The 19,783-nt window shown below is 38.8% G+C and carries 17 protein-coding genes; 8 read left to right on the plus strand and 9 right to left on the minus strand.

Going from position 1 to position 19,783, the window contains the following annotated elements; genetic code table 11:
• Positions 1–36 precede the first annotated feature (36 nt).
• From BF9343_RS05865 to BF9343_RS05890, 6 genes are all read right to left on the minus strand, one after another.
• Positions 37–885, minus strand: a complete 849-nt coding sequence (locus BF9343_RS05865) for an RteC domain-containing protein (RefSeq protein WP_008766816.1) — start codon at positions 883–885, stop codon at positions 37–39.
• A gap of 58 nt (positions 886–943) precedes the next feature.
• Positions 944–1,549: a hypothetical protein gene (locus BF9343_RS05870; protein ID WP_010992411.1), complete on the minus strand. Its 606-nt coding sequence runs from the start codon at positions 1,547–1,549 to the stop codon at positions 944–946.
• On the minus strand, positions 1,546–2,694 hold the full coding sequence (locus tag BF9343_RS05875) for a GyrI-like domain-containing protein (protein ID WP_010992412.1): 1,149 nt from the start codon (positions 2,692–2,694) through the stop codon (positions 1,546–1,548). Before BF9343_RS05875 ends, BF9343_RS05870 begins: the two co-directional genes overlap by 4 nt.
• Before the next feature lie 118 nt (positions 2,695–2,812).
• Positions 2,813–3,484 (minus strand): pyridoxamine 5'-phosphate oxidase family protein, encoded by a 672-nt coding sequence (locus BF9343_RS05880; protein ID WP_077687857.1) that lies wholly within the window; start codon positions 3,482–3,484, stop codon positions 2,813–2,815.
• 48 nt (positions 3,485–3,532) lie between these two features.
• The gene (locus BF9343_RS05885; protein ID WP_010992414.1) at positions 3,533–4,180 is read right to left on the minus strand and encodes an HAD family hydrolase; all 648 of its coding nucleotides are present in this window, start codon (positions 4,178–4,180) and stop codon (positions 3,533–3,535) included.
• A 2-nt stretch (positions 4,181–4,182) separates the two neighbouring features.
• Positions 4,183–4,782, minus strand: coding sequence for a sugar O-acetyltransferase (locus BF9343_RS05890; RefSeq protein WP_010992415.1), 600 nt, complete (start codon positions 4,780–4,782; stop codon positions 4,183–4,185).
• 126 nt (positions 4,783–4,908) lie between these two features.
• Here BF9343_RS05890 and BF9343_RS05895 point away from each other — a divergent pair, with 126 nt between their 5' ends.
• Both BF9343_RS05895 and BF9343_RS05900 read left to right on the plus strand, forming a co-directional pair.
• On the plus strand, positions 4,909–5,751 hold the full coding sequence (locus BF9343_RS05895; protein ID WP_007665467.1) for an AraC family transcriptional regulator: 843 nt from the start codon (positions 4,909–4,911) through the stop codon (positions 5,749–5,751).
• Between the two features lie 835 nt (positions 5,752–6,586).
• The gene (locus BF9343_RS05900) at positions 6,587–7,645 is read left to right on the plus strand and encodes a hypothetical protein (RefSeq protein WP_010992416.1); all 1,059 of its coding nucleotides are present in this window, start codon (positions 6,587–6,589) and stop codon (positions 7,643–7,645) included.
• Positions 7,646–7,986: 341 nt separating this feature from the next.
• Here the strand turns inward: BF9343_RS05900 and BF9343_RS05905 are convergent, their stop codons facing one another.
• Positions 7,987–8,901, minus strand: a complete 915-nt coding sequence (locus BF9343_RS05905; RefSeq protein ID WP_005785992.1) for a DMT family transporter — start codon at positions 8,899–8,901, stop codon at positions 7,987–7,989.
• Positions 8,902–8,970: 69 nt separating this feature from the next.
• Positions 8,971–9,540: a Crp/Fnr family transcriptional regulator gene (locus BF9343_RS05910; RefSeq protein ID WP_009291811.1), complete on the minus strand. Its 570-nt coding sequence runs from the start codon at positions 9,538–9,540 to the stop codon at positions 8,971–8,973.
• A gap of 282 nt (positions 9,541–9,822) precedes the next feature.
• Here BF9343_RS05910 and BF9343_RS05915 point away from each other — a divergent pair, with 282 nt between their 5' ends.
• From BF9343_RS05915 to BF9343_RS05925, 3 genes are all read left to right on the plus strand, one after another.
• Positions 9,823–10,863 (plus strand): alcohol dehydrogenase, encoded by a 1,041-nt coding sequence (locus tag BF9343_RS05915; protein ID WP_005785994.1) that lies wholly within the window; start codon positions 9,823–9,825, stop codon positions 10,861–10,863.
• A gap of 79 nt (positions 10,864–10,942) precedes the next feature.
• A complete protein-coding gene (locus BF9343_RS05920) occupies positions 10,943–11,755 on the plus strand; it encodes a TrmH family RNA methyltransferase (protein WP_005785995.1) in 813 nt (270 codons plus the stop codon).
• A gap of 175 nt (positions 11,756–11,930) precedes the next feature.
• The gene (locus tag BF9343_RS05925; protein WP_005795584.1) at positions 11,931–12,254 is read left to right on the plus strand and encodes a thioredoxin family protein; all 324 of its coding nucleotides are present in this window, start codon (positions 11,931–11,933) and stop codon (positions 12,252–12,254) included.
• 117 nt (positions 12,255–12,371) lie between these two features.
• On the opposite strand, the gene BF9343_RS05930 is transcribed toward BF9343_RS05925, so the two are convergent.
• Complete coding sequence (locus BF9343_RS05930; RefSeq protein ID WP_010992417.1) at positions 12,372–13,901, minus strand: sulfatase; 1,530 nt, start codon at positions 13,899–13,901, stop codon at positions 12,372–12,374.
• A 237-nt stretch (positions 13,902–14,138) separates the two neighbouring features.
• Between BF9343_RS05930 and BF9343_RS05935 the strand changes: the two genes are divergently transcribed.
• The 3 genes from BF9343_RS05935 to BF9343_RS05945 all read left to right on the plus strand — a co-directional run bounded on the left by BF9343_RS05935 (position 14,139) and on the right by BF9343_RS05945 (position 19,781).
• Entirely contained in the window at positions 14,139–16,517 is a 2,379-nt protein-coding gene (locus BF9343_RS05935) for a sensor histidine kinase (RefSeq protein WP_010992418.1), read from the plus strand.
• 164 nt (positions 16,518–16,681) lie between these two features.
• Positions 16,682–17,716 carry a YeiH family protein gene (locus BF9343_RS05940; protein ID WP_005785999.1) on the plus strand — a complete coding sequence of 345 codons (1,035 nt, stop codon included), beginning with the start codon at positions 16,682–16,684 and terminating at the stop codon, positions 17,714–17,716.
• A gap of 118 nt (positions 17,717–17,834) precedes the next feature.
• Positions 17,835–19,781, plus strand: a complete 1,947-nt coding sequence (locus BF9343_RS05945; protein ID WP_010992420.1) for a heavy metal translocating P-type ATPase — start codon at positions 17,835–17,837, stop codon at positions 19,779–19,781.
• Positions 19,782–19,783: the final 2 nt, after the last annotated feature.

Here is a 19,783-nt window from a genome sequence, read left to right on the forward strand (position 1 = left end):
ATTCAGTAACAATGTTTTTCGTAATTGTTGGTTATGCTAACATTTCATATCATCCTCGTTCATCCGCTTAATCAGACTATCTATAAGATGATGAAGATATGCCGTTCGGTCTTTTCTCTCTTTCATAGCTATATATGAAGCGTAATAATCCCCTAAATCAATATGGAATATCGTGCTAAGGAAATTCATCATTTCTTTTATCTCCACATTGCCATTGTTTATGTCGCCCGAAGATACAAGCGAATATCCCAGTTCGATAAGATATGCCTTTTTGCCTGTAAAGCGGAACGGATATTTGAAGCATTTTTGTAAATTGTCTTCTATCTGATTATTAGTTCCCAGTTTCACCAGTCGTTTATTCAGATAGATGCGTAGCATTTCATTGGCGATAATCTTTGCCACTTTATAATCATATCCGGTTGAGAAATTAGGGTCTTTGTCAAACTGTGCGCTATCAGTACATAATCGCAAATCAGCTTTCCCACGTACAAAGTAATATTCATCGTACACAGTGGAATGTGAACGGTAATATTGGTAAAAGTCCAAATTGCGATTGAAGAAATAAGTCAGATTATCCAGTTCCCGATTGATATAATTTCTAATCGCTTCATCACTACCATTAGGGCATTGCGTTTCAATCTTGTATATCTTATAGAAAAATAGCAACCGACCGAGTATCTCCGGCTTCTGTGTCTTGAAAAACAAGATTTCATCCTCTTTGGTTAGAAATACATAAGTCTGTATTTTCGTTCTCAAATCATTAAGAACAGTTTGCAGCCTATGTACCATTGAAAGAGAAGTTTCGATAATATTATAACCGTAGAGGTCGATTTCCGAAATATCAGCCTCTACTTGCTCTAATATCCTATCTACTACCTCTTTCATTGTATAAACAGCTTATTTCATTTATGCTATTATCCGGCTCTACTTCTTTTTTATTCGGTTATTGTTCTTTTGATATATAAGGAGGATAATCATCTTTAGACAATCTCTTTTCCAATGTGTCAGGGGATATATCCCAAAGCGTTGGCAAATATTCAAATATGACTTTCCCGTTATCAAGATAAAAACGAACTTTGGAATTAAAGGCGACTGGTTTATATTTATCTTCTCCTATGGGATTATCTCTATATAGCAATTGATTTTCTTGCCATTTCAGTTCTTTCCCGTCAAAAGTCACATCAAATATTCCACAAACTACAGCTTCCATTGTGGAATCTTGAACTGTTGTTGAAACACAACGCATATAACCTGTGATTTGCTTTGTGCTTTTTCGCATTGCCAATTCATAACAAAACACACTTGTTCCTGTATAATCTTTGGCTATGGTGGTTCTTGCTCCTTTATTATCCAAATTGTAAACCAATTCTTGGGTGACAGTTGTCATATTGAACTTAAAGCCGTTTTCTGTTGTCACCAAATTTGAGAATGTCATTTTATCGCTATACACGCCTTCTAAATTTCCGTTCTCTAATTTATAAACTGCACCAGTAAGCAATGTTTTGCCAATGATATTCTCTCTTAAAAATTGAATTATTTCGTTTTTCATTTTATCTTTTGTTTTGCTTCAATGGGTAAATAAATTTCTGTCACCAATTCATCCGTGCTTGTTTTATTGGGAGTATTGGCATATATTTCAAAGGTCATTTGTTCTCTTAGACGGTACTTGCTATTTGGTAGCCAATCAAGGTAAACATTCCGGTAAATTTTATTTAATTCATGGTACCCCCCTTTTATATTAAATACAGAATATAACCCTGCTTGTATGTTCAAAGTCCCAAAACCTTTAGGGACTTCCATTGAATAAGGAACAGTTATCCCTATCAAAAATCGGCATTTATCTATTTCCGTAATATCAAGACTATCCAAACTGATACTAACGTATTTGAAACCTTTATCTGTCAGATTGTATTTCTTGGCAAATTCTATTATCTGCCCCCACAAAGTAGAATATGCTTGCTTATTTCTATGTGTTCGCTCAAATTTCAAATATGCAACTTTGAATTCTTTAATCCTCTTTATTGAACAGTCAGGCTGTTTTATAATTTTGTTTTCACAAGCAACACTTGAATATGTTTTCCTGAAAGCAGGGATAGACATTTGAAAATGCTTTTTAAATGCCCTTGATAAAGTATGTTTGTTGTGAAAATTTGTCTGTTCGAGCAGTTCCGATACCCTTGTATTTGTTGAAATAAGTTTGAAAGCAATATATTCCAACCTTAACCTCTGAATATAATCACCGACATTCTCTCCTACAACATCTTTGAATACTCTCCGAAAGTGATATATCGACATACAAGCGATATGAGATAAATTGTCAGAGTTTAAGTCCTCAAATAAATGCCGATTGATATATTCCTGAACATTTATTATAAGGGCATAGTGTATATGGGCAGTGTTTATTTTTTGCTTCCACCGCTTTAGATTAGGCAATCTGTCGGATAAAACATTTCTTAATTCCTCGCTTTTATAATTAGTACCTGCAATTTGATTATAGGAATCGGGGAAAAGCCCCCAAAGATAAATGAGGTATTCCATTGAGAAATCAAAAAGATATTTGCCGGAGTTTAAACAACAGGAACAAAATTCCTGATTGAGTGTACCATCAGAATTTGTTCCATATTCTGAAATACCCTCAATGTCTAATGGCATACCACAACTTTGGCAATATTTCTTTTCGTTATCTATATCCATAGTTCTCTTATTTGAAAGCAAATATACGGAATAAGCCAGAGAAAAAGTTACCCTAAATAGCTATTCTTGTTTTCGTATGATAAGACAAACTTTTCATACGAAAACAAGAATGGCTACATTATAACACGATGCGCTCAAATTTCCTGTCTATCCACAAAACTGCTTCTTCCGTATGGAAACAAAGAATGCAATAATCCGGGTCGTTTACACCTTGCGGGAAATAGTGTAGCATATAATCTTGCCAAAAGGTCTGACGGGTTTCCGCATCAGTAAGTATTTCTATTTTTCCGGTTAGAGTAACACTGTCTGCTTCGTGAACAAAGCAAACTCCGGCTTTTGAATTTTGTCTGATATGTTTTACCTTTTCTGTGGATAAGGCTGTTGTCATCCATAAAGTTGATATATCGGTATGGCGCAATAGGTCGATAGCTACCGGGCGAGGATAACCATTTTCACTGATAGTGGAAAGTGTGATGTAGCCGCATTGTTCAAGTACCCATTCAGCCTGCCGTCTGATAGGCATCCAGCGTTTAAGCGTAGGCAGGAACTTATGTAGTCCTTCGATAGCTTCTTCTTTGGTAAAATTACTTCCTGACGCTTCGTTAAATGCAGCCAGACTTTCGGGTTGGGTATTCAGTTCGATTTGTTCCTCCAATGAATTGTTGGTGAAAAATCCTTTTTGGAAGCAGTGGCAGCAATATTCAGTACACAAACATCCGTTACCGTGAGTTCCTAACAAATCATCAGTGGGCATAGACATGCCACAACTTTGGCAAATTCTCTGTTTCATATTGTTCTGTTTTAATTGAGTTGATAAAATTCACTGTAAATAAGATAATCATGTTTTTATATTAAGATATTTGAATAAGGACGATATCGAATAAAACACATTTTTAGGGTTACTGTTTTCTAAGGCTGTCACTTCATTTTGTGGAATACTCCAAGCGGCAGACAGACACATCACATTGGCTTTCCTGCACTCCGTTATATCTGAAAGTGCATCCCCGACATATACAATTTCATTTGCAGCCAAATGATAATCATGCAAGAGTTCTTTCAATGCTTCCGACTTGATGTTCCTTTCTGCGTTTCCCGTAATGACTTTTGCAAAAGAATCCTTCATATTGAATTGCTTTAAGGTTATATCACAACTATTTATCCCCTTTCCGGTGATAAGTGCCACAATGATACCCTTTTGCTTTAACAAGGCTATCAACTCACGTATTCCCTCAAAAGGTGTCGGACACATTTCTTGATGCAATTCCTTATAAATCACATAAAAGTCATTCAATGCCTGTTGCCGATAGGGTTCATCAACGACACACCCAATCATACCTTCTTCATTCAAACCAAAAGTATGAACCATTTCTTCATCCGACAATTCATGTCCGATATATGGTTGTGTGGCTTTCTTGAAAGCCTGTATGCACATCGGCAAGGTGTTGCCTATCGTGCCGTCCAAATCGAAAGCGACTAATTTAATCATGGCTATATGGAAGTATTGATTTCCCGAATTACTTTACATGGATTTCCTACGGCAAGGCTGTTTGCCGGAACGGATTTGGTGACAACACTTCCCGCTCCAATAACGCTTCCCCGACCGATAGTAACACCCGGCAGGATAATGACACCGCCGCCAATCCAACAACCGTCCTCAATGGTAACAGGCAAGGCATACGTGTGACGGATATATGCTGTCCCGTCCTCCGTTTCTGTCGGTGTTAGCCGCTCATTCAATTCAACAGGGTGGGTAGCCGTATAGATTTGCACATTGGGGGCTATCAATACATTGTTGCCGATAATGATTTTGTTGCAGTCCACAAAGGTGCATCCAGTGTTTATGCTGACATTATTACCTATGCTGATGTTACAGCCATAATCGCATATAAAAGAATGCCCTACTGAAACTTTCTTGCCAACGCTTTCAAACATTTCTTTCAATAGCGCATACTTTTCCTCTTTATAATCATACGGCAATGAATTGTATTTCAGCAACAATTCATGCGTCTTTCTTTTAAACCCCATAAATACGGGAGCATGACAATCATACCATTCGCCCGACAAGCATTTTTCCAATTCTGTTTTCATACCTCATCCTAATAAAAGTTACTGCTTCATCTTATTTGTGGCAAAGTTATACATATCCGAGCGTAAATATATGTATTATTTTTCTTTTTATTTGTATCTTTACGTCCTAATAGAAAAATTCACAAAATGAAAAGGGAAAATCTACACCAACCGTTTGAAATCTGTTTCAGTGAACTGGACGAATCACAATTAAAGGAACACGACCATACTTTTTTTGAACTGGTCTATATTCTATCGGGAACAGGTATTCAGTGGATAAACAACAACAAATTTCCATATCATGACGGGCATCTTTTCATGATTACTCCCGGTGACATACATTCTTTCGACATTCACACTACGACAAAGTTCGTCTATATAAAATTCAATGACATCTACATTCATTCGGCTGTTTTTGGAGCGGAGAACATTCAACGGCTGGAATTTATATTGCAACACGCCAATCACCGCCCCGGCTGTATATTACGCAATCAAACCGATAAATTGCTGGTAAAACCTATGATAGAAGCGATTATCCGTGAATATGTGAATAGGAATATATACAGCAGTGAAATTATTACGCAGTTAATCAACACGATTGTTATTGTTGTTGCCCGTAACATTGCTATGTTCCTGCCTGAACAGATAGATGAAAATTCAGAAGAAAAGTCACTGAACATCTTGCAATATATCCAATCCAACATTTGCTATCCCGAAAAGATAAAAGCCAAAGCGATAAGCCAGCATTTTGGTATTTCACCCAATTATCTTGGGAGATACTTCAAAAAGCAGACCAACGAAACCATGCAGCAGTATATCTTAAACTATAAGATGAAAATGGTGGAAAGTCGGCTTTTACACAGCGAAATGAGAATTAGCGAGATAGTAGAGGAACTGGGATTTACGGATGAAAGCCATTTGAATAGGCTATTCAAGAAATACAAAGATTGTAATCCTACTGATTTTAGGAAGAAGCATAGGGGGCAATAAAATTCTTTTAGTGCAAGGTGCAAGTATATATATAAATATAGCTTGCACCTTGCACTAACCGCAGAATATTTATATTCAATGATTTGCGTATTTCAAAAACAAGTTGTATCTTTGAACCGAAGTTTTAGGCAGACAATGAACAGCCAAAGACAGACAAAATTCGGTCTTTTTTGTAACCTAAGTTGTACCCCCTAAGGCATTGACATTTTGAAAAGGAGTTGAATTTCAAGGATATAAGGGAGCAGGTTCATAACCCTCGCTCTCCGCTGAGCGTCAAAGATAAATGACGGAAAAGTAAAAGTAAGTCCCGTAAAATCTTGATTTTACGGGACTTTTTATATTTATGCTTGGACAAGTGAAAAACATGATTAGCCTGTCATCGCAGCCAAGAACATAACAATAATCAAATAACGTTTGCAGGCTGTACAGACGGGCAAAAAGACTATACACTAATTTTGTATTATGAAATCAATAGAATTGTTTGTTGCATGTTGTTTGTCATAAGTTGTTTAGGTAAGTCTCAACCAAAGCAACAATCTGCCGATTTATATAGGTTGCCCTTATGTAATGAATGTGTGAAAAATGAAATTTATTGTGCTTTGACACTAATGGGATCTGTTGAAGTTGATGATTTAAATGAAAATACAAATAAATAGAGATTTGATTAGGCTAATAGAAGAATACGCAGGAAGTTTGAATACGTATTCTGATGTGACATTCATGAGAAGAAAACAAGAATATCAACGATTAACGATACGGGATTTACAGGAAGGAGTTATTAATAAGAAAATCTATTGATTTGCCGACACTGCCCTGCCCTAAAAAAAGATATACAATGAAAGTAAAATTATTGTTTTTGGTCTTCGTTCTGTATGCGTGTGGAACTAAAACGGTTTCGGAAGAGAAATCTTATGATCGAATAACCATGACGACTTATGAAAACAAGTATGATGAAAATAATCGTTTGTCAGAGGTACAATTGACCAGAACATCTCATCATAGGTATGAAGAAGATTCTGAAACAATTGATTTAATTGATGATAAAAGCACGTATTATTATACGTATATCAACAACGAAGAGTTTACGGTAAGAAGAAAGTCAAAGAGGTCGGGAAATATCAAGATTATGGGATATGCTCCCCAAAGGGAGGAGGTGTTAACATTAAATGCTCAAGGGGATACCATTGATTATTTATTGCAGAAATATTACGATAAAAGTAAACTCAAATTAGTGTATGTTAGAAATATAAACAATGACTATGTACTGCATGAAGACAACGACTATGAGGAAAAAAATGAATACGACGGGAATGGTAATCTAACAAAAAGAGTGCAATACTATTTTGACATAGGGAAAAAAAGAACCACTTACTTCTTTCGGGGACTATCTTATGAGGAAGCTAAAAAAAGGATTCCCCGTACAGACGAGGACTATGACATCGTGTGCGATATAGAGAAAATGGCAGGAGACACCCTTATCAGGAAATGTATAAAGAATGGTATTGTCAGTTCTATTAACAAGACGATTGTTGACGAAAAAGGGAAAAAGGAATTTATATTCGACGCTGACATGAAGTTCACAGGTAGTTTCACGGAATTTAAGTCGGATAGTTTTGATATTCACGTTGATCGTATTGTACTGGACGATTGCACGGATATTGATAGCACTTATTATAAGAATGGGAAAGAGGTAAGATGCGTTTATCTTTCGGATACGTCTAAACGTATTGTACTTTCTAAATATGATAAATGGGGAAATATGGTTGAGAGGGTGGAAAAGACAAAGTATTTTTATTCGCAAGACGGAGAGGAATTGATCAATGAAATGCTGCAAGTAGTGAGAGAGAATGAGAAGAAGAAAGAAAGTAGAAAGCGATTGAAAATATCAAAATAAAAAGGTTGTGAGAAATAAACATTTAATCGGGGTATGAAGGGGGGAGACAGATTCTTAGAAAGAATGACCGTTATTGTGACGATGATTTTCACGATATTCATGATTATCAGAATCGGCTACTTGCGGATCGGTCTCCTGACCCTCGTCATGTGCGCATGATCGGACTTTTCTCGTTTGTCCCCCATAGGTATATTGTATCGCTGAATACAGGAAGGTGCTGGAAGGCGACAGAGATATGCTAATCAGATACCCTCTCTTTCCTTCTAATGACTTTTCATTACGCTTTTAATAAAGATATTGGTAGAAGACAATTGTCTGAGACTAATTGTGAGTTCTATTCCTCAATGTGGCTTAATGATTTTCTGTTCTGTGATTCTCTTCGACTTTTTTTGTTGATCGGCTAATATTACAATGATAACAGACATTAGTATCAGTAATAAACCGATTAATGATTGTAATGTGAAATGTTCCGAAAATACCAATACGCCTACAACCACTGCGACCAAAGGTTCCATTGAACCAAGGATGGCTGTTGTTGTCGAACCGGCATATTTTACCGCTAAAATCAACGTAAGGTCGGAGATGACGGTAGATAGAAATGCCAATGCCAAAATATAAAATCCGGCTTTTGTGCTGGGGATGGAGGATATACCTGCTGTAAATAGACTGTAGATGAAAAAGATTACGCAACCGCCTAAAAGCACATAGAACGTAAGCACTTCAGCAGGTAATTTACCTATATCCAATTGATTCAGAGCAACAATATATATCCCATAGGTTAATATCGTAAGAGCTGCGAGTCCGATACCCATCAATCGGATACTGCCTCCTCCCGACCAACACATAAGTGCAACACCGATTAGTGAGAGTGAGGCTGCTAAGAATAGAGATTTGGATTTTTGTTCTTTAAAGAATACTACCATTAAGAAGCTGACACAGATTGGATAGAGAAAGTGAATGGTTGTAGCCACTCCACTAGTTATATAATGGTAGGAATAAATAAGAAATAGCGCTGTAAGAGCATACAAGGCACCTAAACCGATGATAGAGATCAGATGTTTCATATTTATTTTTAAAGTACTTTTGTGCAAAAGACATACTGCTCCCATCATAAGGGTAGAAAATAGAAATCGATAAAAAAGAATGTTGGATTCATTCATTTCCATATTTCCCATTAATGGAATTGTAAATAATGGAATGAGCCCAAATGTACCTGATGAAATCATTGCATAAATAATACCTTTTAAACTTTTCATATCATACAGAATTAAAATTTGAGCGCAAAGGTAGGTTACAGGGAAGAATGAAAAGTTACCAAAAGGTAATTAATGCATATCGGCCCTGATTCTACTTAAGGATTGTGGAGTTATGTCCAGCCATGCGGAGAGGTCTCTCATTGATAATCTTTGTATCAGTTTGGGCATTTCTTTAAGTAGATATTGATATTGTTCTTTCTTGCTCATCCAGTGGATAGATGAAAAATAGAAAGAAGATGAAGTAAGCCATTCCTGAAGAATCATTCTTCCCCAATTGGATAAATTAAGAGAGTCTTTGAATGAGGTGGCTAAGTCTTTACGGGAGATTCTCCATAAAATACAAGTATCTACTGCCTCTAAAGTATATAGTGATTGTCTGCTCTCTGTCAGGTTGGGTGAACTGAGTGGGACATCATTTTCTAATGCAAAAAATATGATAAATTCTCTGCCCTCTCTTAGAATCGTACTTTTTACAATCCCTTTCTCAACAAAATAGATATAGTGATCTGTTTGCCTTTCTTGAAGGATAATCTCTCTCTTGGGCACAGAAAATTTTGTGAACTTTTCAAGCAATATTTCTATATCTTTTTCAAAAAGTCCGTATTTATCTCTTAATATTTTTTTAATCCCGTTCTCCATACTTTAAAGAAAACAAAAAGACACGATGCAATGTTGGCGTAATTCTGATAAAAATGTACGGCATACCACTTGTAAAAGTATACTTAATTATAGAAAGAAACGGGGAAACAGGCCGATATTGAAGTGGCAATGCTCCAGGGAAGGGTACACAGAAAACATACTCTATCCGGTGAAGTGATGCTATCCATGAGTCAGAAACAGATATTAAAGTATATGTTTTACCGATGAAATCACTATTTTTGCTGCATATATGGATATATTGATTAATCAGGAGGAGATATAATGCTTGCATATACATATGTCGAACATGGGAAGTTTGAACTTTTGGAGAAGTTGAGGCCACAAATAAAAGATGCCCGGGATGCAATCGTACGTGTAACACTTGGCAGTATCTGCACCAGTGATCTTCATATTAAACATGGCAGTGTTCCGCGTGCAGTTCCTGGTATTACAGTCGGCCACGAGATGGTGGGCATTGTGGAGGAAGTAGGCTCCGGCGTCATTTCCGTCAGACCCGGTGATAGAGTGACAGTCAATGTCGAAACCTTTTGTGGAGAATGTTTCTTTTGTCGGCACGGATATGTGAACAACTGTACTGACCCCGACGGAGGATGGGCATTAGGTTGCCGTATTGATGGCGGACAGGCGGAATATGTCAGGGTTCCGTATGCCGAGCAGGGATTGAATCGTATTCCCGATAATGTCAGTGATGAACAAGCTCTGTTTGTAGGTGATGTGCTTGCGACGGGGTTCTGGGCTACCCGCATTTCGGAGATATCCGAAGATGATACGGTTTTGATTATAGGTGCCGGCCCTACCGGAATCTGTACTTTGCTCTGTGTGATGTTAAAGAAGCCACGGCGCATTATTGTTTGTGAACGGTCTGCTGAGAGAATCCGGTTTGTTCGTGAACATTATCCTGACGTGCTGGTGACAGAACCTGAAAACTGTAGGGATTTTGTACTCTGCAACAGCGATCATGGTGGAGCGGATGTCGTGTTGGAAGTGGCGGGTTCCGAAGAAACTTTCCGTCTGGCGTGGGAGTGTGCCCGCCCCAATGCCATCGTTACCATCGTAGCCCTTTATGACAAACCTCAGTTTTTACCTTTGCCCGATATGTATGGCAAGAACTTGATCTTCAAAACAGGTGGGGTAGATGGTTGCGATTGTGCTGAGATTCTCAGTCTGATTGAGCAAGGCAGGATAGACACTACTCCTCTTATTACGCATAGGTTTCCGTTGAACGAAATAGAGGAAGCTTATCGTATCTTTGAAAACAAGCTGGAAGGAGTTATCAAGATAGCTATAACGGGAGGCAGGTAGGGGAGTGTTTGTATTGACACTTTCTGCACATATTACAATTGAAAAAGGAAAAATCATAGAGTTAATCAAATCAAAGAGAATGCCTATCATAGAAATATCATCCTTGTCTCATCCCGGAGTAGAGATATTCAGTACCCTTACTGAAGCCCAGTTGCGTAATCGCATCGATTCCGACCGGGGAATTTTTATAGCAGAAAGCCCCAAGGTTATTCAAGTTGCTTTAGACGCCGGTTATGAACCTTTGGCTATTTTATGTGAGCAAAAACATATCATCGGTGACGCTGCCGTTATCATTGAGCGTTGTGGTGATATTCCTGTCTATACAGGCAAGCGTGATATACTTGCTTTACTCACCGGATATACACTTACCCGCGGAGTGCTTTGTGCCATGCGGCGTCCTGAATTAAGAAGTGTGGAGGAAGTATGCCGCGAAGCCAAACGTATCGTGGTAATAGATGGAGTTGTTGACACCACTAACATCGGAGCTATTTTTCGTTCGGCTGCTGCCCTCGGCATAGATGCTGTTTTGCTGACGCGGAACTCTTGTGATCCGCTCAATCGCCGTGCGGTCAGGGTATCTATGGGGTCAATATTTCTTGTATCATGGACTTGGATAGATGGTTCTCTCAGCAGGCTTGGCGATTTGGGATTTCGTACGGCTGCTATGGCACTTACTGATGATTCCATCTCTATCGATGATCCGGTTTTGAAGACTGAGCCCAAGTTGGCTATCATAATGGGTACCGAAGGAGACGGACTGCCGTACGAGACAATTTCCGAAGCCGATTATGTGGTTCGCATCCCTATGTCGCATAGTGTAGATTCACTTAATGTGGCGGCTGCTGCTTCTGTGGCTTTTTGGGAACTTCGTGCTCCAACTTTCAAGGAGTGATATGCCGAAGTTATACTTACAGTTATCCGGTTCTTATCAAATTAAAGAAAAACATTTTCCCATGGCTTAGATCTAAATTCTTTAGGCCGCTATAGCTTAAATAAATGTTATATCACAAACTTTTCTCTTTGGGCATTGTTTCGGAGTGCAGTAAGTTATTTAAAAACATACCGATATGGAAGAGAAAAAAGAAGCCCGTCAAAAACGGAACAGGGAAAAATTAGCAACTGCTGATTGGGTAATGGCAGAATTTTATGCTACGTGGTGTCCTCATTGCAAACGTATGCAGCCCGTTGTAGAAGAATTCAAGAAACTTATGGAAGGGACTCTCGAGGTAGTACAGATCGATATCGATCAGGAAGATGCTTTGGCTAATTTCTATACGATCGAATCGGTTCCGACATTTATTTTAATGAGAAAGGGAGAACAGCTTTGGAGGCAATCCGGAGAACTGGATTTAGAAAGGCTGAAGAAAGCAGTGAAAGACTTTAAATCCTGAAAAGGCAATACGAATTACACGGATTATCAAGACAAGCACTGCTTTATTTGCTTTCAGTCTGTGATAATCCGTGTAACCCGTGTTGCAAATATTGTTACAAGATCCCTGTCTTGGGGATTATTCGGCAACAAATATCGGACTCAATACGTTTTTATCGGCATCTACCGGATAGAGAGCTTGTTCTTTTTCCAGCCTTTGAACCATTAGACGGAAGAGTTCTTTCGCTTTTTGTTGGTTTGTTTTTGACAGATCATTTTTTTCGTAAGGATCTTCTGAGAGGTTAAACAGTTTATAGGTAGGCGCCTCCGGAGTCTGTGGGTTATAATAATAGATAAATTTCCAGTCTCCCTTACGATAAGAGGTGAAATAGCTGCCGCGATGCTCATGTGGGAAATGCATTAAGAAATCATCACGATGCTTTTTATCTCTCTTTCCCTTTAACAGTTTTCTTAAATCGGCTCCGTCTAAGATATGGTTGGGAGCAGGTTTGACACCCGCAACAGAAAGTACGGTTGGATATATATCCATAACCGTTCCCATTTGGGTTTGTATGGCATTCTGGGCTATAGGATATGCCTTTTGGAATTTATTGTTTGGGTTGGGATGTGCCCAGCTGACAATGAAAGGAACACGGACTCCCCCCTCATATTCCGATCCTTTTTTTCCCTTGAATGGGGCAGATGAACCATAATCGGCAGCATCCCCGAGTGGTGCATCACCACCATTATCTCCCAAAAAGATGATCAGAGTATTTTCCGCTATCCCCATATCTTCGAGTTTATCCAGAATGTCTCCCAGCGATTTATCCATACCTTCGATCAGGGTGGCAAAAGCGCGTGCTTGTTGAGATTTGTTTGGATCGGTATAGTGGCTGATGAAGCGTTCATCGGTTTCGAATGGAGAGTGAACGGCATAGTGTGCCATGTTTAGATAGAAAGGCTTTTTTTCTGCAACGGCTTTTTCTATCTCTTTACCGGCTTCTAATGTGAGTGCATCACTTAAGAAGGTGTGAGTTTTGTGATATTGTTCCAAGTCGGGCACGGCTCTTGCTCTTTGACCCTTGATCCAGCCGTACCCGTTTTCTCCATGATAACTACCCGGATGGCCGATTGCCGAACCGGCTATGTTGACATCAAAGCCCAGATTCGTAGGGTTTTCTCCTTCGCTTTTCAGACATCCGAAGTGTGCTTTACCCACATGGATCGTTTTGTATCCGGCTTGTTGTAATAAATAGGGATAGATCATATCCTGATGAGTGAGCCCTTTCCAATTCCAATCGAATGGTCCGTATGGAGTGCGGTTGTTGCTTTCCGCATTGATCCAGTTCGTAGTGCGGTGACGGGCCGCATTTTGCCCGGTCATGATGGATGCTCTGGAAGGGGAACTCACGCTTTGTGCATAAAAAGTAGAAAAGCGGATTCCCTGGTTTGCCAGGCGCTCCATATTGGGAGTACGATACCAATCGTTTAACGGTTGTCTCTGTGCATTTCCGTTTTTGTCCGTAACAAAGGGAACGGAGGTGTCCATTAATCCCATGTCGTCGACTAAAAAAACAATGATATTGGGGCGTTCTTGTGCACTTACTGTTGTGAAACATGCACTGCAGAGGGCTCCCATCAAACTTCGGCTAACTATTCTATTGTTCATTGTGGTTAGTTAAAAAGGTTATTAAGTAGATTGGAACAGGGTAATCATAAATTTATTGATAATCGGGATAAAGATATTAAAAAGATATCGGGTTTACAAGAAAAAAGCTAAGAAATAGGATTGAGAAAAGTCCGGATACTAATAAGAATAAAAGATGGAATTCAATTGCCATTTTCTAGTCAGATATTGCTTTATTAATTAAATTTATGTTACTTTTGCCTGGATAGAGAATTAACTATGGAATTCATAAATCCTAAATTTAAGTATATTTTTGCCTCCATTCTTTTGTTGGGGGGCTTTTTATGTGGGTATAATTTCAAACAATGGTATGTAACCAACCATCGAAACGAAAAACATATTTCTCTTATCTATTCTTGTTCAAAAAAAGAGGCTGACCGGGGACAATTTGAAGAACTGCTGAAGAAAGAATTTAGGTCGAAGGGTGTAGAACCTATATTTGATAAATACTATCTTGATTGTAACCGTTTCGGTCAGGCTGTCGAGATGGAACACATCGGTAATTATCTTGGTGTACTGAAAAGTAAGCCGATAGATCTTATTATGGTGATGGGAGATCAGGCTACCCATTCTTTATTATCGACTCGACATCCTTTGCTCTATTCTGTTCCGGTGGTAGCTTGTAATGTGCATTTTCCTGATGAAAACCTTTTGAAAAAATATGAGTCCAGAAAAGTATATGCTCTAAGAGATACCCCCGACTTTAAGCATAATATGGAATTTATAAGGTCTTTGCAGCCACATGTTGGTCTGGAAATCGTTTATAACATTGACTTGACGCCTCTCGGTCATAAATCTTTTGACTTATTAAATCAGGTGGTTGATAGAAAAGATGTACAGATTCTGGGACATAAATCAGCATTCTCCATGGAGTATGAATATAAAGAAATGAGAGAAATGATTGAGTTTTATAATCTGATGCCTGCCGTAGCAAATAACCGGATAAAAAAGAATGAGTTGACAATAAGCCTTTGCCCCTTCCGGTATATTAAAGGTGCTTCTTTGCTTGTAATGATGGAAAATTCAAAAAGTGAGCAGGGGAAGAAAGCATTTCTGCTTGATAAATTCGATATGGTATCGTTTCCGATAGTGAATGCCTTAAGCATACCTTCATTTAGTTGTGTACATGCCGGATTCGGAGAAGGAAATAAAATTGTTGGCGGCTATATGGCCACCAAAGAGATTTCTGTGCAGGCTGCAGCCGATCTGTCTACCCGGTTGATGAATAAAGAAAAAATAGGTATGCCTAAAATAAGGGATTTGAGAAAAGAATATGTACTTGATTGGAGCGTTTTTTCTACTTATAATGGTTATGATATTAAAAACGTGGGCAAGAATGTGCGTATTATTAATTATCCTATTTATGATCATTATCGTGAGGAATTTTATTTATTGGGGGTATTATTTGTCTTTGCATTCATTTTTATTTCCGTCAGTTTGCTGCATACTCGGCGGCGTTCGCTGATTGAACGCAAAAACTTGAAAATATTGGAAGAAGCACACAAGCGTTTGACTCTTTCTGCGGATGGAGGACAGATTTCGCTTTGGAATATGCAGGGAAGTGATATCGAGTTTGATGATAATTATGCGCGTCTGACAGGAGTAGAAAAAAGGAAGTTTAAGAGAACTGATTTTTTGGAGTATGTACATCCTGATGACTCGCAGTTATTAAGTTCTTTTTATGAAGCGTTGTGCAAATCTCCGGGTGTAGAAATACAACGGGTACGTTTCCGTTTTGATGAAAAGAAAGGTTATCAATGGTATGAATTACGATGCCGCAGTCTGAAGGATATTAAAGGAGAGATGATGCTGGCGGGAATCATGCAGAATATTCAAGAGTCGGTAGAACGTGAGCATCAGTTGATTGTGGCGAAACAAATGGCTGAGAAAGCTGAACTGAAACAATCTTTCCTTAATAATATGAGTCATGAAATCCGTACTCCACTCAATGCCATTGTGGGGTTTACAAATGTATTGTTGGGTGAAGGCTCCGAGGAGATTGATCCGGATGAAAAGGCGAGTATGCTTGAGATTATCAATCATAATAATGAATTGCTCTTGAAGCTCATTAATGATGTACTGGAAATTTCCCGCCTAGATTCCGGAAGTCTGGATTTTGACATGAAGGAATGGAATATGACAGATATTGTCAAAGAGATTTATAAGACGTACCAACCCTTAATCCGGCCTTCTTTACAGTTTCGTCTCGAATTGGATGATACTGTTCCTGTGCCTGTTCATACAGATCGTCTCCGTTTTGCTCAGGTTATTTCAAACTTTTTGAATAATGCTAACAAGTTTACCCAAAATGGATATATCGCTTTGGGGTGTAAAGTAGACAAGAAGCATAGGGAGGTTCGTATATATGTGGAAGATAGTGGTAAGGGAATTGATGAAAAGGAACTTATGATGATTTTTGAGCGTTTCTATAAAACTGACGAGTTTGAACAGGGAAGTGGTCTTGGTCTTGCCATCTCTAAAGTTATTATCGAGCGGTTGTCGGGATGTATAAAAGTACACTCTGAAAAAGGTAAAGGAAGTTGTTTTGCAGTGATTTTATCATTGGCGGATGCACCGGAGAATCACATGTTGAATTGAATAGTGTGGTTGCTATTTCAAGATACCGGTTGTTCTTGCTGTCTTTTTCAGTGGATGTGAATAACCATAGGTTATAAGGGATAAAAAAATTAAGTGTTTGTCTCTCAATTTAAAATGCTTCCTTTGTAGTGTACTAATTAAAGACACTATAAATAAATTCATTTATGTTGAGCGAGAAAAGAAACAGTATGCTTCACGGGGTTTTGTTGATAGCCCTGTTTTCATGTGCGGCCTTTTATATAGGTGACATGGAGTTCATAAAGAAACTCTCTTTCAGCCCGATGATTGTCGGAATCATTTTGGGCATGTTGTATGCTAACAGTCTCCGAAACAACCTTCCTGAGACGTGGGTACCGGGTATACAGTTCTGTTCAAAACGTATTTTACGGATAGGCATTATCCTCTATGGGTTTAAGTTGACTTTTCAGGATGTATTGGCGGTGGGGCTGCCCGCGATATTGATTGATGCTATTGTAGTAACCATAACGATTCTTGGAGGTATCTTAATCGGTCGTATGCTTAAAATGGATCGTGGAGTGGCGTTACTTACTTCTATCGGTAGTGGAATTTGTGGTGCAGCGGCTATTTTAGGGGCCGAATCGACCATTCAGACAAAACCATATAAAACGGCGGTAGCTGTTTCTACTGTAGTTATTTTCGGAACTTTGTCCATGTTTATCTATCCTATATTATATAGAAATGGAACTTTTGTGCTTTCACCCAACGAGATGGGGATATTTACTGGTGCTACGTTGCATGAAGTGGCGCACACTGTTGGTGCGGGAAATGCGATGGGGAAGGAGGTTTCGGATGTTGCTATTATCGTGAAGATGATTCGTGTGATGATGTTGGTACCTGTTTTGTTGATAACCAGCTTTATGGTATCCAGGGCTGCCGTGAAAGCTGGTGGACAAGGAGGTAGTATGAAGGACATATCTATTCCGTGGTTTGCTATCGGTTTTTTAGCGGTTATCGGTTTTAATTCCTTTGATCTATTGCCACAAAGTTTAATAGCTTTTATCAATAATCTGGATACTTTCTTGCTGACTATGGCAATGACTGCATTAGGTGCGGAAACCAGTATCGACAAATTTAAGAAAGCTGGTGCCAAGCCATTTGTACTTGCTTCTTTGCTGTATTTATGGCTAATTGTCGGAGGATATTTTTTGGTAAAACTCCTTGCTCCTGTCTTAATGTAAGAAGATGTTTCTTCCGGTCTCTGAATATCCTTGATTCTTTTCCCGATAGAATTTTTGCAACTTTGTTGCACTTGAAAACTACTACCTTTGCATCATAAACCTAATAGTAGATTGGATTATGGGACATTGTAAATGTGAAATGAATGCAAATGTGCGAGTAGAAAGCTGTCGGGAAGCGAATGGCTTCATAAAGGAATATTGGAAGGTAATACTTTCATTATTAATGTTGATAGCGGGTGCAATAATGAATCAGTTGGATGTTGCTTTTTTCAGAGATAATACGATATCTTTGGTTTGGTATATACTGGCTTATCTGCCTGTAGGTTTACCTGTGATAAAAGAAGCATGGGAGAGTATTCTTCAGAAAGACTTCTTTAGTGAGTTTACGTTGATGTCGGTTGCAACGTTAGGTGCTTTTTATATTGGTGAATATCCGGAGGGAGTTGCCGTTATGTTATTTTATTCGGTTGGTGAATTATTTCAGGATAAAGCGATAGACAAGGCTAAGCGTAATATCAGCGCTTTGCTGGATGTTCGACCTGAAAAGGCTGTGGTTGTGAGAAGTAATGAGATTGTTACGGTGGATCCGAGATCGGTTCTTATAAATGAAATTATTGAGATAAAAGCCGGTGAGCGTGTACCGTTGGATGGAGTAATGTTGGATGAAGTGGCGGCATTCAATACGGCAGCTCTTACCGGAGAGAGTGTTCCCCGGGATATTAGTAGGGGAGAAGAGGTACTTGCAGGTATGATTGTCACAGACAAAGTAATTCGGATGAAAGTGACAAAGCCTTTTGATAAAAGTGCATTGGCTCGTATTCTGGAACTTGTAGAGGATGCTTCCGAACGTAAGGCACCTGCAGAATTGTTTATTAGAAAATTTGCACGTGTTTATACTCCTATTGTTATCGGCTTTGCATTTCTGATTGTGTTGATTCCATATATTTATTCATTTATAAATCCGTTGTTTGGGTTTGTTTTTAATGATTGGCTGTATAAAGCATTGGTTTTTCTGGTGATTTCTTGCCCGTGTGCATTGGTTATCAGTATTCCATTAGGGTATTTTGGGGGAATTGGGGCAGCATCCCGATTGGGTATTCTGTTTAAAGGTGGAAATTATCTGGATGCCATAACTCGTGTGAATACAGTCGTATTCGATAAAACAGGTACTCTGACTAAAGGAGTTTTCGAAGTAGAATCTTGTCGGGTTGTTCCCGGGACTTCAGAAGAAGATTTATTGCGTGTAGTGGCTTCCATTGAGAAAAACAGTAACCATCCGATAGCCAGGGCTATTGTAGCTTATGCTCAAGATAAAGGGATTGATCTGATTGTCACTAAGAATATAGAAGAGATTGCAGGTTATGGGTTGATGACTGAGATTGATGGAAAAAGGGTGCTGGTAGGTAATGCCAGATTGTTATCGAAATATTCCATTGAGTTTCCGAAGGCTGTGTTTTCAATAACAGAAACAACGGTTGTATGTGCTGTCGGGGATAAATATATAGGTTGTATCATCTTATCGGATGTGTTAAAAGACGATGCGTCAGATACTGTCAAGGCACTTAAAGAGTTAAATATTAAGAATATTCAGATATTGTCGGGCGATAAACAGAGTATTGTTAGCATTTTTGCAAATAAGTTGGGAATAACTCAAGCTTATGGTGATCTCCTGCCGGAGGGAAAGGTGGAGCATATTGAGAGATTGAAGGAGGAGAAGGGCAATCAGATTGCTTTTGTTGGTGATGGGATGAATGATGCTCCGGTACTTGCTCTAAGTGATGTGGGTATTGCTATGGGAGGACTGGGTAGCGATGCCGCCATTGAAACGGCGGATGTAGTCATCCAGACCGATCAGCCTTCGAAAGTGGCAACAGCTATTAAGGTTGGGCGTTGTACGCGTCGGATTATCTGGCAAAATGTATTGTTGGCATTTGGTGTGAAGTTGTTGGTGCTGATTTTAGGGGCAAGCGGTATAGCTACTTTGTGGGAAGCTGTCTTTGCGGATGTTGGTGTTACATTGATTGCAATTATGAATGCTGTTCGTATACAGAAAATGATTAAATGATA

The organism is Bacteroides fragilis NCTC 9343 (assembly GCF_000025985.1).
In the GTDB taxonomy this organism is placed as follows: domain Bacteria; phylum Bacteroidota; class Bacteroidia; order Bacteroidales; family Bacteroidaceae; genus Bacteroides; species Bacteroides fragilis.

Excerpts from the sequence above, each read along its gene's own strand:
- BF9343_RS05865 (WP_008766816.1), bottom strand. The coding sequence starts at position 885 with ATGAAAGAGGTAGTAGATAGGATATTAGAGCAAGTAGAGGCTGATATT.
- BF9343_RS05870 (WP_010992411.1), bottom strand. The coding sequence starts at position 1,549 with ATGAAAAACGAAATAATTCAATTTTTAAGAGAGAATATCATTGGCAAA.
- BF9343_RS05875 (WP_010992412.1), bottom strand. The coding sequence starts at position 2,694 with ATGGATATAGATAACGAAAAGAAATATTGCCAAAGTTGTGGTATGCCA.
- BF9343_RS05880 (WP_077687857.1), bottom strand. The coding sequence starts at position 3,484 with ATGAAACAGAGAATTTGCCAAAGTTGTGGCATGTCTATGCCCACTGAT.
- BF9343_RS05885 (WP_010992414.1), bottom strand. The coding sequence starts at position 4,180 with ATGATTAAATTAGTCGCTTTCGATTTGGACGGCACGATAGGCAACACC.
- BF9343_RS05890 (WP_010992415.1), bottom strand. The coding sequence starts at position 4,782 with ATGAAAACAGAATTGGAAAAATGCTTGTCGGGCGAATGGTATGATTGT.
- BF9343_RS05895 (WP_007665467.1), top strand. The coding sequence starts at position 4,909 with ATGAAAAGGGAAAATCTACACCAACCGTTTGAAATCTGTTTCAGTGAA.
- BF9343_RS05900 (WP_010992416.1), top strand. The coding sequence starts at position 6,587 with ATGAAAGTAAAATTATTGTTTTTGGTCTTCGTTCTGTATGCGTGTGGA.
- BF9343_RS05905 (WP_005785992.1), bottom strand. The coding sequence starts at position 8,901 with ATGAAAAGTTTAAAAGGTATTATTTATGCAATGATTTCATCAGGTACA.
- BF9343_RS05910 (WP_009291811.1), bottom strand. The coding sequence starts at position 9,540 with ATGGAGAACGGGATTAAAAAAATATTAAGAGATAAATACGGACTTTTT.
- BF9343_RS05915 (WP_005785994.1), top strand. The coding sequence starts at position 9,823 with ATGCTTGCATATACATATGTCGAACATGGGAAGTTTGAACTTTTGGAG.
- BF9343_RS05920 (WP_005785995.1), top strand. The coding sequence starts at position 10,943 with ATGCCTATCATAGAAATATCATCCTTGTCTCATCCCGGAGTAGAGATA.
- BF9343_RS05925 (WP_005795584.1), top strand. The coding sequence starts at position 11,931 with ATGGAAGAGAAAAAAGAAGCCCGTCAAAAACGGAACAGGGAAAAATTA.
- BF9343_RS05930 (WP_010992417.1), bottom strand. The coding sequence starts at position 13,901 with ATGAACAATAGAATAGTTAGCCGAAGTTTGATGGGAGCCCTCTGCAGT.
- BF9343_RS05935 (WP_010992418.1), top strand. The coding sequence starts at position 14,139 with ATGGAATTCATAAATCCTAAATTTAAGTATATTTTTGCCTCCATTCTT.
- BF9343_RS05940 (WP_005785999.1), top strand. The coding sequence starts at position 16,682 with ATGTTGAGCGAGAAAAGAAACAGTATGCTTCACGGGGTTTTGTTGATA.
- BF9343_RS05945 (WP_010992420.1), top strand. The coding sequence starts at position 17,835 with ATGGGACATTGTAAATGTGAAATGAATGCAAATGTGCGAGTAGAAAGC.